Origin of the sequence: Duganella sp. Root198D2 (genome assembly GCF_001428585.1) — a bacterium.
Taxonomy (GTDB): domain Bacteria; phylum Pseudomonadota; class Gammaproteobacteria; order Burkholderiales; family Burkholderiaceae_D; genus Rugamonas.
Window position 1 is genome coordinate 120,875 of sequence record NZ_LMIC01000044.1, and the last position, 21,996, is coordinate 142,870.

At 60.5% G+C, this 21,996-nt stretch carries 18 protein-coding genes; 11 read left to right on the plus strand and 7 right to left on the minus strand.

What is annotated here, in order from left to right; genetic code table 11:
• Nucleotides 1-25 precede the first annotated feature (25 nt).
• The gene (locus ASE26_RS22460) at nt 26-985 is read left to right on the plus strand and encodes a hypothetical protein (protein ID WP_055924460.1); all 960 of its coding nucleotides are present in this window, start codon (nt 26-28) and stop codon (nt 983-985) included.
• On the opposite strand, the gene ASE26_RS22465 is transcribed toward ASE26_RS22460, so the two are convergent.
• Nucleotides 915-1,883, minus strand: a complete 969-nt coding sequence (locus ASE26_RS22465) for a LysR family transcriptional regulator (protein WP_055924463.1) — start codon at nt 1,881-1,883, stop codon at nt 915-917. The two genes, ASE26_RS22460 and ASE26_RS22465, sit on opposite strands and share 71 nt — an antisense overlap.
• Nucleotides 1,884-2,007: 124 nt before the next feature.
• On the opposite strand from ASE26_RS22465, the gene gcl reads away from it, so the two are divergent.
• The 5 genes from gcl to pyk are packed head-to-tail and all read left to right on the plus strand — an operon-like array spanning nt 2,008 to nt 8,169.
• Nucleotides 2,008-3,750 (plus strand): glyoxylate carboligase, encoded by a 1,743-nt coding sequence (gene gcl, locus ASE26_RS22470; protein WP_055924466.1) that lies wholly within the window; start codon nt 2,008-2,010, stop codon nt 3,748-3,750.
• A gap of 11 nt (nt 3,751-3,761) precedes the next feature.
• Nucleotides 3,762-4,541, plus strand: coding sequence for a hydroxypyruvate isomerase (hyi, locus tag ASE26_RS22475; RefSeq protein ID WP_055924469.1), 780 nt, complete (start codon nt 3,762-3,764; stop codon nt 4,539-4,541).
• Nucleotides 4,542-4,558: 17 nt separating this feature from the next.
• Nucleotides 4,559-5,446: a 2-hydroxy-3-oxopropionate reductase gene (glxR, locus tag ASE26_RS22480; protein ID WP_055924472.1), complete on the plus strand. Its 888-nt coding sequence runs from the start codon at nt 4,559-4,561 to the stop codon at nt 5,444-5,446.
• Nucleotide 5,447: 1 nt separating this feature from the next.
• Nucleotides 5,448-6,719: a glycerate kinase gene (locus tag ASE26_RS22485; RefSeq protein ID WP_057246979.1), complete on the plus strand. Its 1,272-nt coding sequence runs from the start codon at nt 5,448-5,450 to the stop codon at nt 6,717-6,719.
• A 28-nt stretch (nt 6,720-6,747) separates the two neighbouring features.
• On the plus strand, nt 6,748-8,169 hold the full coding sequence (pyk, locus tag ASE26_RS22490; protein WP_055924478.1) for a pyruvate kinase: 1,422 nt from the start codon (nt 6,748-6,750) through the stop codon (nt 8,167-8,169).
• 178 nt (nt 8,170-8,347) lie between these two features.
• On the opposite strand, the gene guaD is transcribed toward pyk, so the two are convergent.
• Together guaD and uraH are read right to left on the minus strand one after the other, a co-directional pair.
• The gene (gene guaD, locus ASE26_RS22495) at nt 8,348-9,649 is read right to left on the minus strand and encodes a guanine deaminase (RefSeq protein WP_057246980.1); all 1,302 of its coding nucleotides are present in this window, start codon (nt 9,647-9,649) and stop codon (nt 8,348-8,350) included.
• 9 nt (nt 9,650-9,658) lie between these two features.
• The gene (gene uraH, locus ASE26_RS22500; RefSeq protein WP_055924484.1) at nt 9,659-10,012 is read right to left on the minus strand and encodes a hydroxyisourate hydrolase; all 354 of its coding nucleotides are present in this window, start codon (nt 10,010-10,012) and stop codon (nt 9,659-9,661) included.
• A 129-nt stretch (nt 10,013-10,141) separates the two neighbouring features.
• On the opposite strand from uraH, the gene ASE26_RS22505 reads away from it, so the two are divergent.
• The 3 genes from ASE26_RS22505 to ASE26_RS22515 all read left to right on the plus strand — a co-directional run bounded on the left by ASE26_RS22505 (nt 10,142) and on the right by ASE26_RS22515 (nt 13,915).
• Nucleotides 10,142-10,963, plus strand: coding sequence for a hypothetical protein (locus ASE26_RS22505; RefSeq protein ID WP_057246981.1), 822 nt, complete (start codon nt 10,142-10,144; stop codon nt 10,961-10,963).
• Between the two features lie 107 nt (nt 10,964-11,070).
• A complete protein-coding gene (locus ASE26_RS22510; protein ID WP_057246982.1) occupies nt 11,071-12,423 on the plus strand; it encodes a uracil-xanthine permease family protein in 1,353 nt (450 codons plus the stop codon).
• Nucleotides 12,424-12,535: 112 nt separating this feature from the next.
• A complete protein-coding gene (locus tag ASE26_RS22515; protein WP_055924493.1) occupies nt 12,536-13,915 on the plus strand; it encodes an 8-oxoguanine deaminase in 1,380 nt (459 codons plus the stop codon).
• 31 nt (nt 13,916-13,946) lie between these two features.
• On the opposite strand, the gene ASE26_RS22520 is transcribed toward ASE26_RS22515, so the two are convergent.
• From ASE26_RS22520 to ASE26_RS22530, 3 genes are all read right to left on the minus strand, one after another.
• Nucleotides 13,947-14,312, minus strand: a complete 366-nt coding sequence (locus tag ASE26_RS22520) for a DUF3060 domain-containing protein (RefSeq protein WP_055924496.1) — start codon at nt 14,310-14,312, stop codon at nt 13,947-13,949.
• 124 nt (nt 14,313-14,436) lie between these two features.
• Complete coding sequence (locus ASE26_RS22525; RefSeq protein WP_055924500.1) at nt 14,437-15,363, minus strand: hypothetical protein; 927 nt, start codon at nt 15,361-15,363, stop codon at nt 14,437-14,439.
• A 142-nt stretch (nt 15,364-15,505) separates the two neighbouring features.
• Nucleotides 15,506-17,254: an esterase family protein gene (locus ASE26_RS22530; protein WP_200953742.1), complete on the minus strand. Its 1,749-nt coding sequence runs from the start codon at nt 17,252-17,254 to the stop codon at nt 15,506-15,508.
• On the opposite strand from ASE26_RS22530, the gene ASE26_RS22535 reads away from it, so the two are divergent.
• A complete protein-coding gene (locus ASE26_RS22535; RefSeq protein ID WP_055924503.1) occupies nt 17,253-17,702 on the plus strand; it encodes a DUF6130 family protein in 450 nt (149 codons plus the stop codon). The two genes, ASE26_RS22530 and ASE26_RS22535, sit on opposite strands and share 2 nt — an antisense overlap.
• 175 nt (nt 17,703-17,877) lie before the next feature.
• Nucleotides 17,878-20,346, plus strand: coding sequence for a hypothetical protein (locus tag ASE26_RS22540; RefSeq protein WP_156409995.1), 2,469 nt, complete (start codon nt 17,878-17,880; stop codon nt 20,344-20,346).
• A gap of 377 nt (nt 20,347-20,723) precedes the next feature.
• On the opposite strand, the gene ASE26_RS22545 is transcribed toward ASE26_RS22540, so the two are convergent.
• Nucleotides 20,724-21,959 (minus strand): hypothetical protein, encoded by a 1,236-nt coding sequence (locus ASE26_RS22545; protein ID WP_055924509.1) that lies wholly within the window; start codon nt 21,957-21,959, stop codon nt 20,724-20,726.
• Between the last annotated feature and the right edge of the window lie 37 nt (nt 21,960-21,996).

The following is a 21,996-nucleotide window of genomic DNA, read 5'->3' on the forward strand; positions in this document are numbered from 1 at the left end:
TATCGCCGTATTACTATCAGTTTGTATGGCAATCGATCGCGTCACTTCTTCCAATGCGAGCCTGAGCATCCATGACCGCCAGGTCCGGGAAAATCCCGGCCAGGTCAATGCCCAGCCGGTTCCGCCGGTGGCCCAGCCGCCGGGCGATGCGCCCGAGTTCGCGCTGCAAAGCGGCCTGCCCGCCTCCGTCGGCGCGCTGATCGAGGCGATGGAAGGTGCACAGCAAAACCAGCTGGTGCGCAGCAGTGCTGCCACTGCCGCCACCATCGGCGCGCTGCTGTCGCAGGAAGCGCTGTCGATGCAGCCCAACCAGTTATTCCCCCTGCGCCAGATGGTCTGGCACACCCCCGATAGCAATCTGCTGGCCGCGTCCTGGCAAGTCATGGTGCGCACCTATGGCGAGCAGCGCGCCGCGCTGCAGCAGCAGAACGAGGGCCGCCATGTCCCCTCCAGCCTGTTCATGGCCGACCCGCCACCGCCGGTGCTGCGCGATGGGCGCCCTTATCCGGGCCTGGTGTCGGAGCTGGATGCCTGGCGTTTCGCAGTCTACGCCTGGGGCGCGGAAAAGCTCACGCTGCGCGTCGTGGCGCGCGACCCCGGCCAGGACGAAGGGCCGCCGGAGCAGCGCCGCCGCAAGCCGCGCGTGGCCCTGCGCCTGGAAATGAACTTGCCCGACATCGGCAAAATAGTGGTGCAGATGGAGCCCAGTGAACTTGGGGTGGTGCTGGAAATCGGCGCCGCCAGCAATGAAGCCATGCAGCAGATGCGCGAGCTGTTGCCGCGCATCGCCACCATCATCGGTCATTGCGGCCTGCAGATCGTGCGTGCGCGCCTGATGCGCGAGCTGACGCCGGTCAACCATCTTGAGAACGATCCGTCGCGCACCCAAGTTGCGCTGCTGACTTCCGCCCTGTTCAAGGCGATGGCGGAAGTTGCCGTGTTCCTTTCGCAGCCGCGTTTGCCCGATCAAGCGCTGTCGGCCTAGTCCAATATCCCGGCTGCGCATACACCTCCTTCAGTTCGTCGATGAAGAAGCGTATCTTCGCCGGCAAATGCCTTTGCTGCAGGTAGACGGCCATGATGTCGTAATCGGGCAGCGCAAAATCATCGAGCACCGTAATCAGGCTGCCCTCCGCCAGTTGCGCCTGGATCTCCCAGGTTGAACGCCACGCCAGGCCCAGGCTCTCGCACGCCCAGCGGTGCAGCAACTCGCCGTCATTGCAATCCAGGTTCCCCTGCACCCTTACCGTGACAGGCTTGCCGCCCTGCTGGAAATACCAGCCGCGCTGCTGCCCGCCCTGCAGGTTGAAGGCCAGGCAGTTGTGCTGCGCCAGGTCGTCCAGCGTACGCGGGATGCCGTGGCGCTCGAAGTATTCCGGTGTGCCGCAGACAACACGGCGGTTCTTCGCCAGCCGCACTGCCACGAAACTCGGGTCGATAACGCCGCCAATGCGAATGCCCAGGTCATAACCTTCGCGCACCAGGTCGATCACCTGGTCGGTCAGGTTGAAGGACAGCTGCACGTCCGGATTGGCGGCCAAGAAGGCCGGCGCGTGCGGCGCAACATGCTGGCGCCCGAATGAGGCCGGCGCGGACACGATCAGGTGGCCCGTCGCCTTGTGCCGGCCTTCCGAAATATTGCGCTCGGCGATATCCATGTCAGAGAGCAGTTTGCGGCAATCCTCCAGGAACACATTGCCCTGCTCCGTGAGCGTCTGGTGGCGCGTGGTGCGGTGCATCAGTTTCACACCCAAACGTTTCTCCAACGCATCAATTCGCCGCCCAAGCATCACCGGCGTGATGTTCTGTTCCAGCGCGGCGCGCGCCAGGCTGCCCTTCTCGACCACGGCCACGAAGGCCTCGATTTGCTTGAGTTTGTCCATGGATCTGATTATTCCATACCTCGAGTATCGAATGAAACGATTTTTTGTCGTCTTATCAGGGGAACGGTTCGCCGATAGCATACAAAACATCAACAACACGCTTCATGCATATCAGGAGATCACCATGGCAAAAATGACGGCAGCTGAAGCAGCTGTCCATGTACTGCAGAAAGAAGGCATTTCGGTCGCGTTCGGCGTACCGGGCGCCGCCATCAATCCGCTGTACGCAGCACTGAAAAAAAACGGCAAGATCAAGCACATCCTGGGCCGCCACGTCGAGGGCGCCTCCCACATGGCTGAAGGCTACACCCGCGCCGCGCCGGGCAATATCGGCGTCTGCATCGGCACCTCCGGCCCCGCCGGCACCGACATGATCACCGGCCTGTATTCGGCGCAAGCGGACTCGATTCCTATCCTGTGCATTACCGGCCAGGCGCCGCGCGCCCGACTGCACAAGGAAGATTTCCAGGCCGTGGACATCGCCTCCATCGCCAAAACGGTCACCAAGATGGCGACCACCGTGCTGGAACCGGCCCAGGTGCCGCGCGTGTTCCAGCAAGCTTTCCACCTGATGCGCTCCGGCCGTCCGGGCCCGGTGCTGATCGACCTGCCGTTCGATGTGATGATGGCGCAGATCGAATTCGATCCCGAGACCTACACCCCGCTGGACGCCTTCAAACCGCGCGCCTCGCGCGCCCAGGTCGAGAAGGCGCTGGAGATGATGAACGACGCGGAGCACCCGCTGATCACCGCCGGCGGCGGCATCATCAACGCCAACGCTTCCGCGCTGCTGCAGGAGTTCGCCGAAATCGTCAACGTGCCGGTGATCCCGACCCTGATGGGCTGGGGTACCATCCCCGACGACCACCCGCTGATGGCGGGCATGGCCGGCCTGCAGACCAGCCACCGCTACGGCAACGCCACCGTGCTGGCCTCCGACTTCATCATCGGCATCGGCAATCGCTGGGCCAACCGCCACACCGGCTCCGTCGACGTGTTCACCGAAGGCCGTACCTTCGTGCACGTGGACATCGAGCCGACCCAGATCGGCCGCGTCTTCGGCCCCGACCTGGGCATCGTGTCCGACGCCGGCTATGCATTGGAACTGTTCGTCGAAGTGGCCAAGGAGTGGAAAGCCGCCGGCAGGCTGCGCGACCGCACCGGCTGGGTGGCCCAGTGCCAGCACCGCAAGCGCACCATGCTGCGCCGCACCGACTACGACAATGTACCGGTCAAGCCGCTGCGCGTGTACCAGGAAATGAACAAATACTTCGGCCGCAATACGCGCTACGTGTCGGCCATCGGCCTGTCGCAGATCGCCGCCGCGCAATTCCTGCATGTCTACCAGCCGCGCAACTGGATCAACTGCGGCCAGGCGGGCCCGCTGGGCTGGACCATCCCTGCTGCGCTGGGCGTGCGAGCCTCAGACCCGACCACCGATATCGTGGCCATTTCGGGCGACTACGACTTCCAGTTCCTGATCGAAGAACTGGCGGTGGGCGCGCAATTCAAGCTGCCTTACATCCACGTGCTGGTGAATAACTCCTACCTTGGCCTGATCCGCCAGTCGCAGCGCGGTTTCGACATGGACTTCTGCGTGCAGCTGTCCTTCGAGAACGTGAATGCGCCGGAACTGAACGGCTACGGCGTCGACCACGTCGCCGTAGTTGAGGGCCTGGGCTGCAAGGCGATCCGCGTGCACAAGCCGGACGACATTATCCCGGCCTTCGAGCAAGCCCGCGAGCTGATGGCCAAGTTCAGCGTCCCGGTGGTGGTGGAAGTGATCCTGGAGCGTGTGACCAATATCGCGATGGGGACCGAGATCAACGCCATCAACGAATTCAACGACATCATCGACGCCGCATAAGAGGAACTGCAATGCCAAAATTCGCCGCCAACCTGACCATGCTGTTCAACGAGCAGCCTTTCCTGGATCGCTTCGGCGCCGCCGCGCGCAACGGCTTCAAGGGCGTGGAGTTCCTGTTCCCTTATGAATTCGAACCGCAGCAAGTGCACGAGCAGCTGGAAAAGCACAAGCTGGACATGGTGCTGCACAACCTCCCTGCCGGTAATTGGGCCGGTGGCGAGCGCGGCATCGCCTGCCACCCGAACCGCATTCCCGAATTCGAGCAGGGTGTGGAAACTGCCCTCGCCTATGCCAGCGTGCTGGGCACCCAGCGCATCAATTGCCTGGCCGGCATCAAGCCGCAAGGCGTGGCCGATTCCGACGCCCGCGCCACCCTGGTCAGCAACCTGAAATTCGCAGCGACCGCGTTGAAAAAGGCCGGCATTCCGCTGCTGATCGAGCCAATCAACACTTTCGACATCCCTGGCTTCTTCCTGTCGGGTACCCGCCAGGGCCTGGAGCTGATCGAGTCGGTGGGTTCTGACAACCTGTTCCTGCAGTATGACATCTACCACATGCAGCGCATGGAGGGCGAACTGGCCAACACGATCAAGAACCACCTGTCCGTCATCAAGCACGTGCAGCTGGCCGACAACCCGGGCCGTTTCGAGCCCGGCAGCGGCGAGATCAATTACCGCTTCCTGCTCAACTTCCTCGACGAAGCCGGCTACGAAGGCTGGGTGGGCTGCGAATACAAGCCAAAGTCCGGCACCGAAGCAGGCCTTGGCTGGCGCGAAGAATTGACTGCTTAAACTAAAGGAGACACATTATGCAAAAACTCGGATTCATTGGCCTCGGCATCATGGGCGGCCCTATGGCAGGACACCTGCAGGCAGCCGGCCACAAACTGTACCTGCACGACGTGAAGAACCCGCCTGCCAACCTGGTTGAAGCTGGCGCCACCGTCTGCACCTCGGCGATGGAAGCGGCAAAGCGTGCCGACATCATCTTCCTGATGGTGCCCGATACGCCGCAGGTGGAAGAGGTACTGTTCTCTGAAGACGGCATTGCCGCGGGACTGAGCGCCGGCAAGATCGTGGTCGACATGAGCTCCATCTCGCCGATCGCCACCAAGGAATTCGCCAGGAAGATCAACAAGAAGAGCTGCGCTTACCTGGACGCTCCGGTGTCCGGCGGTGAAGTGGGCGCCAAAGCGGCCTCGCTGACCATCATGGTCGGCGGCCCGCAGGAAGCCTTCGACACCGTCAAGCCGCTGTTCGACCTGATGGGCAAGAACATCACCCTGGTTGGCGGCAACGGCGATGGCCAGACCACCAAGGTCGCCAACCAGATCATCGTGGCGCTGAACATCCAGGCCGTGGCCGAAGCGCTGCTGTTTGCCTCCAAAGCCGGCGCCGATCCTGCGAAGGTGCGTGAAGCCCTGATGGGCGGTTTCGCTTCCTCGCGCATCCTCGAAGTGCACGGAGAGCGCATGGTCAAGCGCACCTTCAATCCGGGCTTCCGCATCTCACTGCACCAGAAGGATTTGAACCTGGCCCTGCAAGGCGCCAAGGCGCTGGGCGTATCGCTGCCAAACACCTCGGCCACGCAGGAACTGATGAACGCCTGCGCCGCCAACGGTTTGTCCGGTCTCGATCACTCCGCGCTGTGCCAGGCCATCGAACTGATGTCCAACCACCGCATTTCGCAGGCCTGATATGACGTCCGCACCAGCCCCACGCGAGCTCCTGCTCGACCTGTATCACGCAGCAATTGCTGCGGTCCACCCGCGCAACCTGGTGCAGGACTACCTGCCGCCGCCGCCCGCCAATGGCAGGACCCTGGTGATCGGCGCCGGCAAGGGTGCGGCAGCCATGGCGCAAGCGGTGGAACGTAGCTGGCAAGGCCCGTTGTCCGGGCTGGTGGTCACCCGCTATGGCCATGGTGCGGACACGCAGCATATCGAAGTGGTGGAAGCATCCCATCCCGTGCCGGATGACGCGGGCCAGAAAGCCGCTGCCCGCATGTTGGAAATGGTGCAGGGCCTGAGCGAGAATGACCTGGTCCTGTGCCTGATTTCCGGCGGCGGCTCGGCCTTGCTGGCGCTGCCGGCAGAAGGCATCTCGCTGGCCGAGAAGCAGGCCCTGAACAAGGCGCTTTTGAAAAGCGGCGCCACCATCGGCGAAATGAACTGTGTGCGCAAGCATCTTTCCGCCATCAAAGGCGGCCGCCTGGCACTGGCTTGCGGCAAGGCACGCGTCGTCACGCTGCTGGTCTCCGACGTGCCGGGCGACGATCCGCGCGTGATTGCCAGCGGCCCTACCCTGCCCGACGCCAGCACCAGCCAGGAAGCGTTGTCAATCCTGTGCAAGTACCGGATCGAGATTCCGAAAAGCGTGCTGGCGCACCTTCAATCGGATGCCAGCGAAACGCCGAAGCCAGGCGATACACGTTTCGACGGCCATAGCCACCACATCATCGCCACTGCGCAGCACGCGCTGGAGGCGGCGGCCGAGAAGGCCCGCGAAGCAGGCCTGGCACCATACATACTGTCCGACGGCATCGAGGGCGAAGCGCGCGACATAGGTTTGATGCACGCTGCCCTGGCGCGCCAGGTGCTGACGCGCGGCCAGCCCTTCCAGCGGCCATGCGTGATCCTGTCCGGCGGTGAAACCACGGTGACCGTGCACGGCAGCGGGCGCGGCGGCCGCAACGTGGAATTCCTGCTCAGCTTCGCGCTGGCCATGGAAAGCGCCTCCGGAGTGCATGCAATCGCCTGCGATACCGACGGCATCGACGGTTCCGAAGACAACGCAGGGGCCGTCTATGCGCCGGACTCGCTGGTACGCGCCGAAGCAAAGGGGGTCAGCGGCAAACACCTGCTGGCCAACAATGACGCCTACAGCTTCTTCAGCGCCCTGGACGACCTGGTGGTCAGCGGACCGACACGCACCAACGTGAACGACTTCCGCGCCATCCTGATTCTTTGAATTTTTGAGAATAGAGAGAGACACCGATATGCGTCGTGAACGCAAAGCAAAAATCGTAGCAACCCTCGGCCCTGCAAGCAGCGAATACGGCACCATCAAGGCGCTGTTCGAGGCAGGGGCCGACGTTTTCCGCTTCAACTTCAGCCACGGCAGCCATGCCGACCACCAGGCCCGCCACGCTATCGTGCGCGCCATCGAAAAGGAACTGGGCCGCCCGATCGCCATCCTGGCCGACCTGCAAGGCCCCAAACTGCGCATCGGCCAGTTCGACGGCGGCAAGGTGACGCTGGAAGCCGGTGCGGAGTTCCAGCTGGACCAGGCGCCGGCGCTGGGCAGCAACTCGCGCGTGCGCTTGCCGCACCCTGAGCTGTTCGCAGCCGTCAATGCCGGCCAATCGCTGCTGCTGGACGATGGCCGCATCCGGCTGGAAGTGCTGGCCAGCGATGCGGAGGTCATTCGCACCCGCGTGGTGAACGGCGGCGTGCTGTCCGACCGCAAGGGCGTCAACGTGCCCGATGCCGTGCTGCCCATCCCTGCACTGACTGCCAAGGACAAGGCTGACCTGGAGTTCGCGCTTGGCCTGGGCGTCGATTGGATCGCTCTGTCCTTCGTGCAGCTGCCGGAAGACGTGGTGCAGGCCAAGGAACTGGTGCAAGGCCGTGCCGGCGTGCTGTCCAAGCTGGAAAAGCCGGCAGCCCTGGACCGGCTGGAAGAGATTGTCAGCGTGTCCGATGCGATCATGGTGGCGCGCGGCGACCTCGGCGTCGAGCTGCCGCCGGAGCGCGTGCCCGGCGTACAGAAGCGCATCGTGCGCCTGTGCCGCAAACACGGCAAGCCGGTTGTCGTCGCCACCCAGATGCTGGAATCGATGGTCAGCGCACCGGTGCCGACCCGCGCCGAGGCTTCCGACGTCGCCAATGCCGTGTACGAAGGCGCCGACGCGGTCATGCTGTCGGCCGAATCGGCCAGCGGGGCCTATCCGGTGCAGGCGGTATCGATCATGGACCGCATCATCTCCGAAGTTGAGCGCGATCCGCTGTACCCGGCCATGATTGAGGCCCAGCACCAGGCGCCCCTGCCAAACAAGGGCGACGCCATCAGCGCCGCCATGCGCGACGCGGCGCGCATCATGGGTGCAAAAGCCATGGTGGCCTACACCACCTCCGGTCATAGCAGCCTGCGCACGGCACGCGAGCGTCCGATGGCGCCGATCGTCAGCATTACGCCCAAGCTGGAGACGGCGCGCCGCCTGGCATTGGCATGGGGCGTGCACAGCACCGTGAGCCAGGACGTGAACAGCGTGGATGAAATGGTGGCGGCGGCATGCCGGACCGCGCTGCGTGAAGGATTTGTGAAGGCTGGCGACCAGATCGCCATCGCAGCAGGAACGCCGTTTGGCCAGCCTGGCAGCACCAACCTGCTGCGCCTGGCCGAAATCTGGCCCCAATAAGCTTCAAAGTACAGACTTTCTCTTTTAACGCCGGTCCTCCAACCGGCGTCTTTTTTCGCTTTTGGGTCTGACCCTTGGGTCTGACCCAGGTTTACCGGGTTCCGATGTGCATACCCCCGGCAATGCAGGGTGACCCAAGGGTCCGACCCGATTCACTCACGTCAAGGGCTTCGTTCTGTCACTCACCGCGCTGATGTACTTGCACGCCGGCCGCATAGGTCGCCGCGATAGCGCGGTCATCGCCCAGCAAGGCCAGGGCAAACATCAGCTCATCGAGGCTGTCGCAGCGCGTGGTGCGGCGCTCCAGTAATGGCGTCGCCTTCGGATCGAGCAGGATGAAATCCGCTTCGGCACCGGCCGTGAAATTGCCCACCTTGCCTTCCAGCTGCATGCTGCGCGCGCCGCCCAGCGTCGCCATGTAGAACATGCGCAGCGCCGGCAGATAGGTGCCGCCCATACGCGCGACTTTATAGGTCTCATTCATGGTCTGCAGCATGGAGAACGACGTGCCGCCGCCGACGTCGGTCGCCAGGGACAGTGCAACCTTATGCAGGTCCGCCGCCGCGAAATCGAACAGCCCGCTGCCCAGGAACAGGTTGGAAGTGGCGCACATCGACACGGCAGCGCCGGTGGCAGCCATGCGTGCACGGTCTTCGTTGTCCAGCCAGATGCAGTGCGCGTACATGGAGCGCGGGCGCAGCAGGCCGTATTTATCGTACACGTCCAGGTAGCTGCGCGCTTCCGGGAACAAGGACTTCACCCACGCCACCTCGTCCGTATTTTCCGCCACGTGCGTCTGTACATAGGTGTCGGGATAGGCGCGCGCCAATTCACCGCACATATGCATCTGCTCTTCGGTGGAAGTCGGTGCGAAGCGCGGCGTGAGGGCGTACATATTGCGGCCCTTGTTATGCCAGCGGTGAATCAGTTCCTCACTCTCACGCGCACCGGTTTCCGCCGTATCCTGCAGGAAGCCGGGACAATGGCGATCCATCATCACCTTACCCGCCGCCATGCGCAGGTTGCGCGCCTCTGCTGCATCGAAGAAGGCATCCACCGATTCCGGGTGCACGGTGCAGTACACCATTGCCGTGGTAGTACCGCAGCGCAGTAGTTCCCTGACGAAGAAGTCGGCTACTTCACCCGCATGCGCCGGATCATTGAACTGGCGCTCGGTGGGGAAAGTATAGGTATCGAGCCAAGGCAGCAGGCCAGGCGCCGGCGAGGCAATCATGTCCGTCTGAGGGTAGTGGATATGGGTGTCGATAAAGCCCGGCATGATGATCTTGCCGCGGTAATCGCGCACCTGCGTATCCGGCGGCAGCGTATCCTTCAGCAGCGCGTAATCGCCGGCCGCAAGCACGTGGCCGTCGTTAATCACCAGCAGGCCATCCTCATGCCACGCATGTGCGCCGGTGTGGAATGCCGGATCAGCCGTGAAATGAAGGATGCTGGCGCGAAAAGCTTTCAAAGTAGTCATGACGCCTTCCTAGCTGCCGCGGTATGTCGAATATGCCCAGGGCGACACCACGATTGGCACGTGGTAGTTCGCATCAGCGTCGGCAATGCCGAAAGCGATGACCACTTCATCGACAAAGCGCGGCTCCGGCAGCGCCACGCCTTGCGCAGCAAAGTAGTCGCCGGCAGCAAAAACCAGCTCGTATTTTCCCGCCACGACCTCGCCCCCAGTCAGCAAAGGCGCTTCACAGCGCCCGTCCTGGTTGGTGGTGTCGGTCTTCAACAACACTTTTGTGTTGCCCTCAACACGGAAAAGTTCAACTTTTACGCCCGCGCCAGGTTTGCCCTGCGTGATATCCAGGACGTGTGTACTCAGTTTGCCCATATGGTCTCCTCTTGTGAATGAAGAAAATCATATACGGCAGGCCATTGCGATATATACACGGTGGTGAATATCAACCATGACGTGCACGGACATAATCGGGACTCCATATCAAAAAATACAGGAGACACCATGCAGCAAGCATTACGCGTAGCGGCAGCCGGCACCATCGCTGTCCTGGCCCTCACAATGGGCACACAGCAAGCCAACGCCGCCGACTGGAGCGACACCTCCGTCGGCTATCGCTACGGCAGCAAGTTCGCAGAGCCGTACAACCCGAACGACATCAACAAGCAGATCCTGAACTGGACCTACGTCGACGGCTACAAATTCGGCGGCAACTACATGAATCTTGACTTCCTGCGTTCCGACGGCAAAGACAACAACGCGCACGAAGCCTACCTGTTGTACCGTCACACCCTGGACCTGGGCAAAGTAAGCGGCAGGGATTTCAAATTCGGCCCGGTACGCGGCGTTGGCATCACGGCGGGCTTCGACTGGAATACCAAGAACGACGACAGCTACAACTCACGCAAGCGCATGATCGTGGCCGGCCCTACCCTGATGCTGGACGTGCCGGGTTTCCTGAATGTGAGCCTGCTCGGCATGTGGGAAAGCAACCAGCCGCTAGGCATCGCCAAGCGCTACAAATACGACACGCACGCCATGCTGAATGCCGCCTGGGGCATCCCGCTCGGTTCCGGTTTCAGCTTCGAGGGCTATGCCAACTGGATCGGCAGCAAAGGCGAGGATGAATTCGGCGGCCAGACTTCGCCGGAGGTGAACATCGACGCGCAGGTGATGTATGACCTGAGCGGCCACCTGGGCGCCAAGCCGAACACCTTCAAAGTCGGCCTGGAATACCAATACTGGCGCAACAAATTCGGTAATCCGCATAATATCCCCGGCAGCACGGCAAAAACGCCGATGATCCGCGCGGAATACCATTTTTAAATTCATGCAGGGGCGCGGCCGATAAGCCGCCCCTGACCTGACCCGCCGCGGCATGCCGGATAGCACCGGAAAAAGTAGTTCAGACAAAATCCTGTAACGGAGACACCATGAACAACCTGCTATACCAGGTGGACGACCGTCCACCACCAATTACTACCGCCCTGCTGGCAGCCCAGCACATGCTGGCGGCCCTGGGCGGCATCATCGCCGTTCCCCTGGTAGTCGGCGCAGTCCTGAAACTGCCCGCCGACCAGGTAGTAGCACTGGTTAACGCCGCCCTGCTGGGTTCAGGCATCGTCACCACCATCCAATGTATCGGCGTGGGCCGCGTCGGCATCCGCCTGCCCTGCGTAATGGGCACCAGTTTCGCCTTCGTCGGCGCCGCCATCAGCGTCGGCCTGGAACATGGCGTACCCGGCATCCTTGGTTCATCGCTGGCCGGCTCCGCAATCATGATCCTTGGCAGCTTCTTCATGCCCCAGATCCGCAAGCTGTTCCCGCACCAGGTGACGGCGGTGGTCGTGACCATGATCGGCCTTTCGCTGGTCCCCGTTGCAGTCGACTGGTCAGCCGGCGGCAAGAACGCAGGTGCGAACTATGGTGACCCGATGAATCTTGGCATCGCACTGTTCGTACTGGCCACCGTGATCGCACTGGTCCAATTCGGCAAAGGCATCATCTCCGCCTCCGCCGTGGTGATTGGCATTGCGATCGGTTATTGCGTTTGCCTGGGAATGGGCCTGGTGAATTTCGTGGCCGTGCAGAAGGCCTCGGTGTTCGCCCTTCCGCAGCCGCTGTACTTCGGCATGACTTTCCCACCCAGCGGCATCCTGGCCATGGCACTGGCGTACGTGGTGACCATCGTGGAAACCACCGGCACCTTCATGGCGCTGGGCTCCGCCACCAACACCAAGATGAAAGGCAAGTTGCTGTGCCGGGGCGTGCTGTGCGACGGCCTGGGTTCGGCCTTCGTATCGGTACTGGGCGCGCCGCCGGTTTCGACCTTTGCGCAAAACGTTGGCGTTATTTCGCTGACTGGCGTGGCAAGCCGCTACGTGGTGGCGCTGACCGGAGTGTTCCTGGCGGCTGCCGGCCTGTTCCCGGTACTTGGCGCGATTGTCGTAACGATTCCGCAACCAGTGCTGGGCGGTGCGGGCCTGATGATGTTCGCGATGATCATTGCGGCCGGGGTACAGATGCTGTCCAACGTCGAACACGATAAGCGTACCGGCCTGCTGATCGCGGTATCCGTGGGCTGCGGCCTGGCCGTATCGGTCCGTCCGGAACTGCTAGCCAAACTGCCGGCCTTCGTGCACGAAATCTTCGGCTCGGGCATCTCCACCGCTGCCATTGTCGCCGTGGTGCTGAACCTGGTGCTGCCGGATCGCCCGGTCGCCGAACACGACGAGGATGAGGAAGACGATGTGCCGCAGCCTATGCTGATTCCAAAAGTCGGCTAAACTTCCCCGGTCCTGCACTTGCAGGTAACAGGACCGATCCTTTCCCTGACATTGTTTCCGCATTGCCGCGCGCATTGTTTCCGCAGTGTTTAATCATTTCGAGAAGAACTGAATGAGCAAAACTCTCCTGATCAAAAATGCGCGCGTGGTTGTCACGATGGACGAACAGCGCCGCGAGATTGACAACGGCGCCATCTTCGTGCGCGACAACGTCATTGAACAAGTCGGGCCGACGGCCGAGCTGCCCCAATCGGCCGACGAAGTCATTGACGCTGCCGGCCACGTGGTGATGCCAGGTTTGGTCAACACCCACCATCACATGTACCAAAGCCTGACGCGCGTCATCCCCACCGCGCAGAACGGCGAATTATTCAACTGGCTGACCAACCTGTACCCGATCTGGGCCAACCTGGATGCAGAGATGGTGCACGTGTCGACGCTGACAGCCATGTCTGAACTGATCCTCTCCGGCTGCACCACCAGCAGCGACCACCTGTACATCTACCCGAACGATTGCAGGCTCGACGACAGCATCGAAGCCGCAAGCAAGATCGGCATGCGCTTCCACGCTGCCCGGGGCTCCATGAGTGTTGGCCAGTCGAAAGGCGGCCTGCCGCCGGACTGCGTGGTTGAAGATGAAAAAGCGATCCTGCGCGACACCCAGCGCCTGATCGAGACATATCACGACGCAGAACGCCACGCCATGCAGCGCATCGTCGTCGCGCCCTGCTCTCCATTCTCCGTCTCGCGCGACCTGATGAAAGAAGCTGCCGCACTCGCACGCAGCCATGGCGTATCGTTGCACACCCACCTGGCGGAGAACGTCAACGACATCGCCTACAGCCGCGAGAAGTTCAATATGACGCCAGCTGAATACGCAGAGGACTGCGACTGGGTGGGCCACGACGTGTGGCACGCCCACTGCGTGCAGCTCGATGAGGACGGCGTCTACATGTTCGCGCGTACCGGCACAGGTGTCGCACACTGCCCTTGCTCGAACATGCGACTGGCATCTGGCATTGCGCCAGTCCGCAAGATGGTCGACGCAGGCGTTCCGGTCGGCCTGGGCGTTGACGGCTCCGCGTCCAATGATGGTGCCCACATGCTGGGCGAAGTGCGGCAGGCCATGCTGCTGCAGCGTGTCGGCTTTGGTCCAGACGCGATGACAGCACGCCAGGCGCTGGAGCTGGCAACGCTAGGCGGCGCAAAAGTACTGAACCGCGACGACATCGGTGCACTCAAGCCCGGCATGTCCGCCGACATCGTCACGTTCAAGCTGGACCAGATCGGCTTTGCCGGCGCCTTGCATGATCCAGTCGCGGCGCTGGTTTTCTGCACGCCGGCAAACGTCAGCTACAGCATCATCAACGGCAAAGTCGTGGTGAAGGACAGCATCCTGCAAACCATTGACTTGCCATTGACGATCGAACGCCATAATCGACTGGCCGCCGACCTGGCGCTGGCGACGAACTCGCGCAAAGTCGCGCGCTAATTCGCAGCCAATCGCCGGAACTCAGACCTGGTTACTTGATGCGGGTAACGCTGTGCCCCGTCCCAGTAACGGATTGCGCAATCTTGCCTTCCGATTTCCAGCGCACCGTATGGTCTGTTCCGGTGATTTCCAGGCGGCCTTTGGGCTTTACTTCGACAGTCACGGTATTGCCAACTCCCAGAATCTCGACCGCTCCGCAAACCCCGGTAGTCGTCACAATGTGGCCAGAGCCGACGACTTCCAGCTTGCGGCCGTCGCATGGGAATGTGCGCTGATGCCCGCTACCACTGACGCTGATCAGTTTATCGGTCACTTCTACCTCGCCAACAGCGTCTTCCTGCGCGTAGGCGCCGGCCATCACCATCATTACGACGCTCGCAGCCACTGCTTTTTGCATTCCAAGTTTCATACCAACTCTCACAAAGTTATAAAAGCGATAATTCTAGTGGGGCGATAAAATCAGGCGCGTACGATTGCGCGAAAGGCAGCTCGCCCGGTACAAAATAAGCGCGGCCCGCACGCTACCAGGTAAAGCTCTCGGACGTTTTCAACTCCCCTGGAAGCTCCGCCATCTTGCCGCTGCTCGCTTCATATACGAGGTGTTGATCGAAGCGATGCCTGATGACGAGATGGTCTTCATCCAGCCACCCGGATATGAGCATGTGTCCGCAATAGGCGACGCCTATGCCGGCAACCGTCTTGGTCATGCCATTTCGGTTTCGAATCTTGAGCACATACTGTTCTGAACCAGCCTTGTTTTCGACAAACGCGTGCCACGTTCCTCCCGGGGAGTCTTCCGACTTTGGCGCGCGCGCAGAGCGAGGAAGCAAATCTTCGAAAAGGGGAATCTCCTTACCGTTTCGCAAGAACGCACGGCGCGCGCTTTGCGATTCGAACCTGCCTGCGACCTTTTCCAATGATTTCGACGCAGGCCGATAAGAGAGGTACTCGATAGGGACTTCATATCCGTTATGAAGCATGCTGCGCACCAGGATCAACAACTCAGAACCGTCTTCCGACCACATGGTCGAAGTCCCTATCTCCTTTTCCGGAATCGAAACCGGCAGTTTTAACTTTGTCCGCCGCAATGTCGCAGCATCGAAAAGGAAGAGTCCACCTTCAGCGTCTGGCCGGCGCGGATCTGTCGATACACCGATGACGAGGTATTTGCTGTCAGGTGAGAACGAAGGGGCACGTGCTCCAAAAGTGGGATGCTCGTAGACCAGGCGAATGGAATCGGTCTGCCGGTCAAACAGCCAATACTGCATTCTAGTGCCGCCAGCACGCACTCCCAAATAGCTTATCCAACGGCCATTCGCAGACTGCGTCATGCTCACGCCATTCCCGAATCCATGTTCAGCCAGGTGCTTGCTGCTCTGATTGGTCAAGTCTGCCTTGAGAAACTGCCCTTCGCGGCGCATGAAATAGACCGGGGTCTTGATCCGCATTGACGCCAGTGCTACATGCTTCCCTTCAGGCTCAATACTTCCGCACACGGGAAGCGCAGCAGTGCAATGGGACGGCGCGAACGAGCACAGGATCACGGCCGAAAGTGCGACTACCAAGTGGAATGGTCTGTTCATATCGCGATTATTTCGAGGCAGGCGTCAAGACGGACTTTGGCCGCGCCACCGCGTACATCTCCCAGCTGATCTGATCCAGCAACGCCATCTTGTTCCCGCCCTGCTGGTAGAGGTCAAAATGAGTTTTGTTCAGGATGAACCGGAAATCTGTTTTAGCGTTCAGCCCCTCCATTACTGCCTGGAGCTTTTGCGCGGAGCCATCCAGGTAGAAGGTATCTGCGGTGCCTACGAACAGGTGGATTTTTCCATCCAGGTCGGATTTCAGCGCAGGCCAGTCGCGCTTCATGCGGTGGGCAATGTCGAAATTCTCGCGCCAATAGGCGACGACAGCCGGGTCAACACTCCCCGTATCGCGGTCAAACATCTGCTGCGGGCCGCCGGCCTGGCTACGCGGAGAGAAGACCCACTCCATCGAGGCGAGTTGGCCCCCATAGGCGCCCAGCACGCGCTCCAGCTTCGCGAACTCCTCGAAAGTTCCCAGCACCTTGTCGTGGTCGCGCACCAATGGATAAGCACTGCCATCAGCCTTGCGGAAGACATTGGCCTGCGGCGCATAAAGATCGACGCCGGTGAAATCGCGGAAGTCAGACGGGTCCGGCGACGTCGACCAGGTGCCGCCAAACAGTTGGGGATAGCGCGTCTGCAGCCAGAGCGTTGCCCAACCGCCCGATGAATGGCCGTTCAGGAAACGGCCACTGGCCTTGGCATCCATGCGGAAGTTCTTCTCCAGGTGGGGAATCAGTTCGGCGGTCAAGGCCTGGCCCCACGGGCCGTTGTTGACCGAGTCGGCGAATTCGTGGGTCCCGGTTGGGCTGGATTCATCCAGCAGCACCCAGATCATGGGTGCCATTTTGCCACTGGCCATAGCCGCGTAAAGTTCCGCCAGCAATGGCACCAGGCGCGGCGCGTTGCCGCCAAAGCCATGCGTGAAATAGACCGTTGGATAGCTCGCTTTTCCCTTGGCGTCGTAGCCTGGCGGCGTCAACACCCACCCATCCATCTTTATTGGGCGGCCCCAGAATGCACTCAGGCCCGGACTTGTGAAATCAATCGACTGAGCATTCGGACGCACCGCTTCCAATGCAGCGCGTTCGCTATCCGACGCAGATTCGCGCTTCCACGGATCGTTCGCAGGCAAGGTCTTGATCAAGCGGAGCGTTGGCGCAACTGCAGCTGGCAGGTGCAATTTGACGACATCGCTGACCCAGTCACCCGTGCCGCGGCCGGTGTAGTTGTAGCTGTGATCCACGTCCAACACGGCCTGGACGTAATAATCGCCGGGGGGAAGCTGCGAGTATGGCGTGGGGAATGCAAGGTCGTCTCCATCGATATCCACGCTTTGGCCGGGCTGGATGCGGCTGATCTCACGTGCCGTCACCGCGGTTGCAGTCGCGGCGAAAGGATCCGCGTCCACCATGGTCACTTCACTGGATTTTTGCTTGGATTTCTCAAACGCTTCCGATTCGGCGGACTTGGCGTCCCTGGCAAATACCAGCAGGCGGCCATTGCTGGCCTGGCTGGCGCTTGCGTCCAGCTGGACCTTGATGAACTGCTTGCCTGGGGCAGTGGCCGCCTGTGCACTTGCTACGCTGGCCAGCGCCAGGATAAGCGGCAATGCCGCCGTCTTTAAGCGCATATTCATGCGTGCCTCCTCGGTTTTCGGTTCTGGGGATTGTATAGACCTTCTGGAGGTGTAATCTATCGAATTGTCGCGGCCCACAGCAGACATTAACTTATCCTTGAAAGGAAAAGTCATGCCAAACCTGTACTGCATTGCGATTGGCGCCATCACTGGCGCAGTACTTTCCGCAAGCGCCCTGGCACAGGTGGATCAACCGCCGCCAGTCATTCCCGTCGCCTCCGAGGCAGCAGCCAGGCTGGTTGTTTACCCACCGCAGCCAGAGGCGCTTGCAAGGGGCGTTGTGATCCTCCAGTTCCGCACCGAGAACCTGCGCATCATGCCGGTTTTCGGCCCAAAGGCCGTTGATGTGTCTCCGCACCTGGGCCACATGCACGTCACGGTCGACGATTGGCACGGCACGTGGGCGCACACCAGCGGCGATCCGGTCATCCTGGTCGGGCTGACTCCCGGGACGCACAAGATCCTGCTCGAATTGGCCGACCCCAATCATAAAATCCTGACAAGCCAGACTGTCAACGTCACCATGCCAGACACTAAAACGGACAAGTCTCACCAGCACTGAAGGAAGGGCCCGCATCGGATATCATGTCAGGACAACTCACCGTCGAGAAAATATAGATTATTTTAAATTGCTCACACCAATCTTAATAAGCCTGATTCGGCATCGCGATGGCATTCGTGCCTGGGTGAGTGGCACGCCCAGCGATGGGGAAATTCCCACCGTTGTCGATCACCGCTTGGACGAAGTAAGCAGTGCTGTACTGCACGGCAAAGCCCTGCTACTGGAAGACTGGCGGACGCTTGGCAATGCCCGCGATATTGGACCTGTGTGGCCCGCGTTTTGGCGAGTTTTCTGGGCGACTCTTTCAGAGGTCCAGGAATCTGCGCCCGCCGCAATGCCGCAACAGGTCATGCCGCGCGCGAAGCCGATCGCCACAGCGGCCCATCCGCGGGCATTCCGCGGCACAAAATTCCAACCACCGAAGCCGGCGCAGATCGACCTGGACTTGCATGTCTGGATGTCGGATGACCGCCTGCTGGATGGATTCTTTTCGCGACACGACTTCGTCAGACGGCCAGCATTAGGACAAGATGGCCAAGCCTTGCCATCCAGCCTGTTCGAAAATGGCCAACCGACAGTTTCGCAACTAACAGGCCTGCAGGGATGGAGCGGAAGTACGCCCGTCGTTTTCAGACGCCATTTTCTATGGGTATTGCGCAAGGAGTCCGCTGAGAAGAGCCTCGCCTGGTTGAGGTTATGGCGTGCACTAGGCGCGCCGTCGCATGGAGAACTCCTGTCCATTCTGGCGCGCCTGTGCGCTTTGGATAGTGCGGCCCATGGCTGGGCTGAATTGTCACTGAACTTGCCAAAGCCAAGACAGGCCGCTTTCCTCCAGTATCTTCTCCAGCATAAGGCCTATCGCTTGCCGGCCTCCCAATTGAGTGCCGAGCAGCTCAGCGCCGTGAATACACTCAGTAAAGATGATGCGCATTTCCGGATCTACCTCGATACCATGCTCGACAACCTCTCGCGTGGAGTGAGCGCGGCTTACACCCTGATTGGTTGCCAACTGCCTGCCCGGGACAGAAACCCCGATTCCATATACCTTCGCGTCGCGGTTCATGCAGATGAAGTTCCGGTCGCAGACATTGAGCGCATGTTGGCCACTCTTGGCGAGGATGGCATGCATTGGGCACGGAGCGCGTGGAAAAGCTGCGCAACGCAGCCCGGCTTTGCCCGCGTGCTTACGGAAACCCATTGGGAAGTTTTGAGCAGCCAGGAGGCCAATCGCTGGCTGTCGCTATTTACGGTTACGGAGTGGGACTTCGACAACCCGGAGCTGTTCGCCGCTCAATGGCGGGTTCGCCTTGCCATGTTTCCAGCACTCCATCAGCAAATGCTCGCTTTACCTCCGGACCGGCGCGACCGCTTCGCCGCAATGCAAGTTGACTATGTCTGCGGCTGGGACGATCCGGCCACCTTGGAAAGCAGTTGGCCAATTGTCTTGCCACTGCAAGTTCGGCTCTGCGGCCCCCGGTTCCCGGCCAAGGCCACAGGCAACGGCGCTTTGTCGTCAATGGCCGTTCACCTGCGCGGCGCCAGGTTGCACCAGTTTGCCGAAACAGGCGACGATATCTGGCTTACGATCGAGCGCGCCTGCCGCCGCGACAATGTCGCAACGCTGATTCGGCATGGGCTCTATGGATTGACGGAGGCGATGCCGGATTTTGCCCTGCACGCTTTGAGGTTTGCGCCGAAGCCCTTGATGCAGTCCGTCGCCTTGATTGGCTGTCTTGAATACCACTCACGCCGGCGTTTTTTTGCCCAGGCGGCGCGCACGCCGTGGTTTGCCACCGAGTGGGCGGCAATGCCCGCCCTCGCCACTTGCAAAAGCATCCTTGCGCTTTGTGCTGAGTATGGGTTGGACAGCCCGTTGCCACGCCGCCTGCGCGCGCACCTCATGGGAACGGCTCATCTCAATGAGGCGCAACTTGCCCGCCATTGCCGCGTCACCATTGCTCGCTTGCCGTCCGTTCAACTCGCGGCGCTGGAGGCCATGGCCTGGCGGCAGATCGACGGCCCGTTCAACCTGCGTGATCATTCGACAGCCGCGAGTCATGCGGTTCGGCTGCACGCCAGCATTGATGGGGGCAACAAGAAGGCCCTGCGGCGCTTTCTTCAGGGCTACGCCGATGGCGGCATCCATGCTTACCTGGATCATCCGCTGAATCGGGAATGGTACGTTCGCCATCAGCGCGTTGACGCTGCGATATGGAGTACCAATAAACTCCATGAATCCACGGAGAATGGTGCTATCAAGCTCGCAATAGAAACGGACCCACTGGAAATCCTGATGCTGGGCAGCTATGTGGGCAGCTGCCTGGGACTCGGCGGAGTTTGCCAGTATTCTTCGGTGGCTTGCCTGGTCGACGCAAACAAGCAGGTGGTTTACGCTCGAGACGCCTCTGGCCGCGTCGTTGCCCGGCAATTGATTGCCATCGACGAGCGTGAGCGCCTGGTTTGTTTCGAGGTCTATCCCCAATCAGTAAGCGCACAAGTACTGCAGGCATTCCGACGTTTTGACACCGCGCTCGCGCGCTCCCTCGGACTTGATATTTATCGCGACGATGATGAAGCTTATGAGGTAAAGACCATCCTGGCCGTCGAATGGTGGGATGACGGCCAGTGGCATGCAGTCAATTAAGCATCTTCGATAGGCGAGTTTCAAATCAGGCTTCCCCGACAGCGTCCGGCGAAACACGTAGCTGCTTTCTTTTGAATTCCAGGAGAATGCGCTGCCATCGTAAGGATCGCGCAGGCCAGCCCTGCCCAACTTGCCTGTGATCTCTTCAAGGTCCACATTTTGTCCTCGCATTTGGGCGGCTAACGGCGCCAGCCTGCGCCCGCCCTCCAAGTCCGCTATCCTGAAGCCATAAGGCACGAAGGTCTTCACATCCATCAGGTCGACGAGAATACTTCCAACCGGATTATAGATAGCTGCAAGACGCAGCAGATGTCAGTGGAGACGGATGCCTTGGCGGGTCGGATTGCGGGAAATCTTTATGGCAGCAGCATATCACCTTAATAGAGGATCTTGAAATCCGGCTTTCCCTCGAGCGTTCGACTGAACAAGAGGGAACTGTGTTCCGGATCCCAGGCGAATTCCTCGCCATCGTAAGGGTCGCGCAGTTCGCTTGTTCGCACTCCTTCAGCCACCTTATTGCCGTTGGCGCCGCTGCTTCGGAGTTGAGCAGCCAGCAGCGCTACCCTGCGCATTCCTTCCAGATTGACGACCCGGAATCCATACGTGGTGTACGCATCCATACCTTGCATATTGAGCAGGATCCTGCCAACAGGGTTGTAGACGCCAATGTCGGCTGCGGCCTTCTTCTCATTCCCATAGGACGCCAGGAAAGTGGCAGCCGCCTGCGGAATCGCCGCGTAGTCGCGGTCATACAGTTCGACCACACGAAGCATACGATCGGCGTTGGCATTGCTTGTCGCTTGCGGCTGGTATAGGAAACTTCCGAACAGCATTGCCAACACGTTCCCGGAGCGTTCGTCGTCGGGCCGCAAGTCGGAAGATGTCCACTCGTGGGCCATGATCTTCGCCAGTGACCGTTCGCGGTTGGAGAAGGGTTCCCGCCAGCCCTCAGGAATCGCCGTCATCGTCAGCGTCGCCGGGAAACGGCGGACGACAAGATTGCCCATTTCGAAATGCAGTTCAATGCTGCGCGCTGCAAGCATTTTGACGTTAGCGCTGATACTTTCGGCCAGGACCATCCGCCAGAACCGATAGTCCTCTTCCAACATGCGTTTGCAATCGCCTGCATCCGCTTTGACCTCCTGCGACAAGGCCCTGAGATACATCAGGCGCTGAGCCTCAAGGACCTGATTGAATGCGGCACCCTGCAAGCGCGCGTCACCCGGCAAGACTTCGCGCCACTGTTTGAATTCCAGCAGGTGTTCGTAGCGTTCAATCAACTGGGCAGGCTCGCGTCGACCCTGTTTCTCGCCAGGCATTTCGCGGAAGCCGGTCGCCACAGACGTTCCCATTGACTTGCGCATCTGCTCGACGCGGTCGACGCCTTCCGACATCACGTCTGAATTGTCCGGTGCGGAGAAGCCCATTACATACACGTAGGCATTGTCACGATCACCGACGGGCGTAGTGGCAGTTTCAATGCCTTGCAATTTAATGACGGACTCGGACGGGGGTTTGTCTTCGCGATTTATAAAGAACACGAATGCGATCAGCAGGAGGAGCAACGCAAGAAAGCTTGCCACCATCTTTAACAACAACTTCAGCTTTGTCATTCAGATCTACTCCATTGTTTTCGAAGCGCGGCACAAA